This is a genomic window from Thermosulfurimonas sp. (assembly GCF_015491435.1).
GTDB lineage: Bacteria > Desulfobacterota > Thermodesulfobacteria > Thermodesulfobacteriales > Thermodesulfobacteriaceae > Thermosulfurimonas_A.
Genome location: NZ_WFVX01000094.1, coordinates 1 through 4,628, shown reverse-complemented (window position 1 = coordinate 4,628; position 4,628 = coordinate 1). Strand labels below are relative to the sequence as shown.

At 56.2% G+C, this 4,628-nt stretch carries 4 protein-coding genes and 1 pseudogene; 4 read left to right on the top strand and 1 reads right to left on the bottom strand.

Going from position 1 to position 4,628, the window contains the following annotated elements:
• Window positions 1-1,231 (bottom strand): pitrilysin family protein (locus tag F8J34_RS04210; RefSeq protein ID WP_297056757.1); only part of this gene is annotated, 1,231 nt, incomplete at its 3' end.
• Between the two features lie 88 nt (window positions 1,232-1,319).
• On the opposite strand from F8J34_RS04210, the gene F8J34_RS04205 reads away from it, so the two are divergent.
• The 4 genes and pseudogenes from F8J34_RS04205 to F8J34_RS09765 form a co-directional block, all read left to right on the top strand.
• Window positions 1,320-3,581 carry an EAL domain-containing protein gene (locus tag F8J34_RS04205; protein WP_297056756.1) on the top strand — a complete coding sequence of 754 codons (2,262 nt, stop codon included), beginning with the start codon at window positions 1,320-1,322 and terminating at the stop codon, window positions 3,579-3,581.
• Window positions 3,582-3,621: 40 nt separating this feature from the next.
• On the top strand, window positions 3,622-3,909 hold the full coding sequence (locus F8J34_RS09770; protein WP_363315413.1) for a Ku protein: 288 nt from the start codon (window positions 3,622-3,624) through the stop codon (window positions 3,907-3,909).
• Window positions 3,840-4,415: a Ku protein gene (locus F8J34_RS04200; RefSeq protein ID WP_297056755.1), complete on the top strand. Its 576-nt coding sequence runs from the start codon at window positions 3,840-3,842 to the stop codon at window positions 4,413-4,415. The genes F8J34_RS09770 and F8J34_RS04200 overlap by 70 nt, the downstream gene beginning before the upstream one ends.
• Window positions 4,416-4,418: 3 nt before the next feature.
• A pseudogene (locus F8J34_RS09765) lies at window positions 4,419-4,628 on the top strand (DNA ligase); the annotation flags it as partial.

Here is a 4,628-nt window from a genome sequence, read left to right as displayed (position 1 = left end):
GACGGATCCTTTCCACGTATTTTTCCGCGGCTTCGGGGTCTCCCAGGACCATCTCAAAGGTGCCCAGTTTCCGGGCCTCACCCTCCATGGTTTCCCGGCTGTGAATGAAATCGGAGAGCACCTGGATCTTGGCCCGTTGGAGCTCCTCCGGGGATACGGTTTCGTATTTGAGACGGAAGAGTTCCACCAGGCTCTGTTTGATGGCGGCCCGGAGGTTTTCCGGGGAGGCGGTCCCGAAGATCTCAAAGAGCCCCGGCCCCTTGGGGGTAAAGGCCCCGGCCTCGATGGTGTGAACCAGATTGAGTTGGCGCCTCAGACGAAGATACAGGCGGGAGGAATGCCCCTCCCCCAGGAGAGCCGCCATCACGTCCAGCACCGGGGCGTCATCCAGGTTCAAAGAAGGGGCCGGGAGTACGATCTCGAAATAATTTTCCTCCACCGGTCGTTTTACGGTTACGGCCCGGGGAGAATCTACATAGGGTTCGCGGGGAAATTGCACCGAGGGGACCCGGTGGTCCGGTACGGAGCCGAAATACTTTTGCACCAGATCCCGGACCCGGTTGGGATCCACGTCTCCCACAATCACCAGGGCCATGTTGGAGGGGGCGTAATATTTGTGCACGTAGTCCAGGAGGTCCTTGCGGGTAAGGGCCTGCACCGTTTTCGGAGATCCGATAACCGGGCGACGATAGGGGTAGCGGGTGTAGGCCTCCTGGAAAACCGCCTCCGAAAGCACGATCATGGGGCGGTCTTCACGCATGCGCATCTCCTCGAGAACCACCTGTTTTTCTCGTTGAAGTTCCTTGGGATCGAAGGTGGAATGGAAGACCGCATCGGAAAGGACATCCAGGGCCGTTTCCAGGATCTCGCGGGGCCCCACCACGTAATAACAGGTGTAATCATAGGAGGTAAAGGCGTTGATCTCACCTCCGTGGGCTTCGATGGTGCGGGCGATCTCCCCCAGGCCTCTCTTTTCGGTACCCTTGAAGATCATGTGTTCGATAAGATGCGTGATGCCCGCGATCCGGGGCGATTCATAGACACTGCCCACCCTTACCCAGACCTGAACCGCCACCACCGGGGCCCGATGGTTCTCCTCCACCACGGTAACCAGACCGTTGGGTAGCTTCCATTTGCTTATTTCAGCGGCTGGGGCCATGCCTACCTCCCTGAACAGGAAATTGATACCCACCAGTATTCCGAGCAGCCCTATCCAGAGGACCTTTCTCATCCCGGAAATCCTCCGTCAAGAATTCCCTAGAAGTTTAAAACAAAAAGAGCTAAAAGAAAAACAGGATCACGGTGCAGGAGGCCCGGGTATGGAAAGGATCGAATTTTTGCATCCTTCAGAGGAAGAAAGAGAAATCTTGAAGAAAATTGCTCGAAAGGTTCGTGAGGCTCCGGAAGAAATCTTTGAAAACTTCTATTCCCGAATGATTCAGGCCGGGTTCGAGAAGGCCCTCTCCCCGATCTTCCGCGATCCGGTTCGTCTGAAACGTTTGAAACGCCGGATCCGGGAATTTCTGGTCTCCTATCTTGAGGATCCCACTTCTGCCCGGATTCGTACCCGTATTCGGCGTCTGGGACGGATTCACTCGGAGCTAAAGATCCATCCCTCGGAGTTTCCCGCGGCCCTTCTGATCCTCTGGGAGGATCTGCGCAAGCACTTGACCCGGGAGGAAGAACGGGTTCTGACCCGGGCCTTTTTCCTTCTTTCCGCCTATCTGATTCAGGTTCATTTTCTGAACCGGGAAAGGGTCCTGCGGAGTCTATATGAGCAGGTGCGGAGGTTGAATCGTATTTATGCCCTGCTGCGGGAGGTGAACCTTCTCATCTTCGAAGAAAGAGAGGATCCGGGAAGGCTCTTTCCGCAGGCCTGCGATATCCTGGTACATCAGGGAGGATTCTATTTGGCGGCGGTGTTCATGCGGGAGGAGGAAGGAGGGGAGGTCCGTCTGGTGGGTGCTTCCTGTGCGAAACAGGCTCCGCCGGAGTGTCTTTCTTTCCTGCGATCCCCGGAGTTTAGGGCCTCCGAGTATCTTTCCCGGGCCCTGGCGCAGAGGTCCCCTTTTCTTTTAAGGGAAACCGAGGGAGACCTCCCCGTCCTCGGACCGGGTAAGCCGAGGGCCCTGCTGGCCCTTCCTCTGGAGCTTGAGGGGCCCCAAGCCATACTCCTGGTGGGGGACGCCAAGTCCCGAACCTTTCCCCAGGAGGAGGTCCTTCTCCTTCAGGAAATCGCCCGGGACCTTTCCCTGGGATATCTGCACATTACCAAGAGCCGGGAACTGGAACGGGTGATCTTTCGCGATGATCTTACCGGGTTGCCCAACCGGCGCTATCTCCTCTCCGCCCTGGAACACGAGCTAGGGGTGGCCCAGAAGGAAGGGCTCTCTCTGGCCCTGGTCCTGCTGGACCTAGACCATTTCTTTACCCTCAATGCCAGTCTGGGCCACCGGGTGGGGGATCAGATCCTGAGGGAGATAGGGCGAAGGTTGTCGGAATTCACCCTTCCCAGTCGGGGAACCGTGGCCCGGGTGGGACCGGATGAGTTCGCTTTCTCCTATCTTCTGCGCCAGAGCGACCGTTCTTTTGCCTGGCTGAAGGATCTGGAGGATCTGCTGTCCGCTCCCTACCGGCTGGAGGACCGGGAAATAAGACTCACCGTCTCCATGGGGGTGGCCCTTTCGGAGGGATTCGATAGTCCGGAGGACCTGTTTGCCGCGGCGGAGATAGCCCTTCAGGAGGCCCGAAAAGAGGGCCCGGGACGGGTGGCCTTCTATTCCCCGGAACTTACCCGCAGGGTGTATCACACCCTGGACCTGGTAAGAAAACTGGAGAAGGCCCTGGAGAGGGAGGAATTTCTTCTTTACTTTCAGCCCCGTATAGATTTGCGCAGGAGGGAGGTTGTTTCCTTCGAGGCCCTTCTCCGCTGGGAGGACCCCGAAAGAGGAATCGTGCCTCCCGGAGAATTCATCCCCGTTCTCGAAGATACCGGATTGATCGTGGAGGTTGGAGCCTGGGTGGTGAAGGAGGTGGCCCGTTTCTTGGCGCGTCTGGACCCATCCTTCCGGGCCTCCTTCAACGTTTCCGCCCGGCAGTTTCAGGAGGCCTCGAGATTGGTTTCCGCCATTCGGGAGGCCCTTTCCGAGACCGGTCTTCCTGGGGAAAGACTGGAAATGGAAATTACCGAAAACCTTCTGGTGGCCCACGGAGCGGAGGAAGTCCTCCGGGAGATCCAGAATCTGGGGCTTCTCATCAGCCTGGATGATTTCGGTACCGGATACTCTTCCCTGGCCTATCTGCGACGTTTTCCGGTACACAGCCTCAAGATAGATTATTCCTTCGTAAAAGGGGTGCCGCAGAACGTGGAGGACTCTCAGGTGGTTATGGCTATCGTGTCCCTCGCCCATAATCTCAACAAAAGGGCCGTGGCCGAGGGGGTGGAACGCAAGGACCAGTTAGCCTTCCTCCTGGGTCTGGGGGTGGATGAGATCCAGGGCTTCCTCTGCGCCCCGCCTCTGCCGCCGGAGGATTTTCTCCTCTTCGTCCGGGAGTTCGATCCCAAAAGTTGTCTGCCCTGAGGCGGTTGAGGTCCTTGGAAAAAAAGGTTAAGTAGGAAATATGAAAGCTCTGTGGAAGGGAACCCTCACCGTAGCTCTTCTTTCCATTCCGGTAAAGCTCTATACCGCCGTAAGAAAACGTCCCCTTGAATTTCACCTTCTGCATCGAAGCTGTAATACCCCCCTTAAGTATGAACGTTACTGTCCGAGTTGCCGGCGAGAGATCCCTTGGGAGGAGGTAGTGCGTGGTTACGAATACGAAAAGACAAATTTATTCCCTTGGAGGAGGAAGAGCTGGAGGCGGTTTTTCCTAAGATCAACCGGACCATTGAGATCCTTTCTTTTGTGAGGTTCGAGGAGGTAGATGTACTTTATCTGGATCATCCCTATTACCTGGCTCCTCAAGAGGGAGCGGAAGAGGCCTATGTGGTACTTCAGAAGGCCATGGCCAGGACCGGTAAGGCTGCCCTGGTCCGCTTTGCCTTGAGAGAGAAGGAACATCTAGGACTGATCCGTCCCTATCGGCACATTCTGGTGCTTCATACCTTACATTATGCTCAGGAAATAATTCCGCCCGATTTTATTCAGCTTCCCGGACAGCTTCATCTGGATCCCCGGGTTCTTACTCTGGCTGAGGAACTAGTCGAACTTTATAGTGCTTCACCGAAACCGGAGGAATGGGTGGACCGTTCCGCTCAGGCCCTACTGGAGCTTATTCAGAGAAAGATTTCCGGTGGCGAGGTGGAGAAAGCCCCGGTTCAGGAAGCACGCAGGGTAATAAACCTTATGGAAGCCCTGGAGAAGAGCCTGGCCCGAAAAGGTCGAAGGAAGAAAGAGGAGCGTATGGCCGCGTGATCCATGTCTTCTCCCTTTGATTTTTGGCCCTTACGGCCCATGCTAGCGGAAAGGGCTCCTGCTCCTTTTGAGGATCCCGATTATTTCTTTGAGCTCAAGTGGGACGGAACGCGCTGTTTGGCCTTTGTGGAAGGGGATCGGGTGCGGCTCCAGAATCGGAGATTGCGGGATATCACCTATCGATATCCAGAATTGCAGTCCCTTTACCAGTGG

Bases quoted from the DNA above. Each gene is read 5' to 3' on its own strand.
- F8J34_RS04205 (WP_297056756.1), top strand. From the start codon at position 1,320: ATGGAAAGGATCGAATTTTTGCATCCTTCAGAGGAAGAAAGAGAAATC.
- F8J34_RS09770 (WP_363315413.1), top strand. From the start codon at position 3,622: ATGAAAGCTCTGTGGAAGGGAACCCTCACCGTAGCTCTTCTTTCCATT.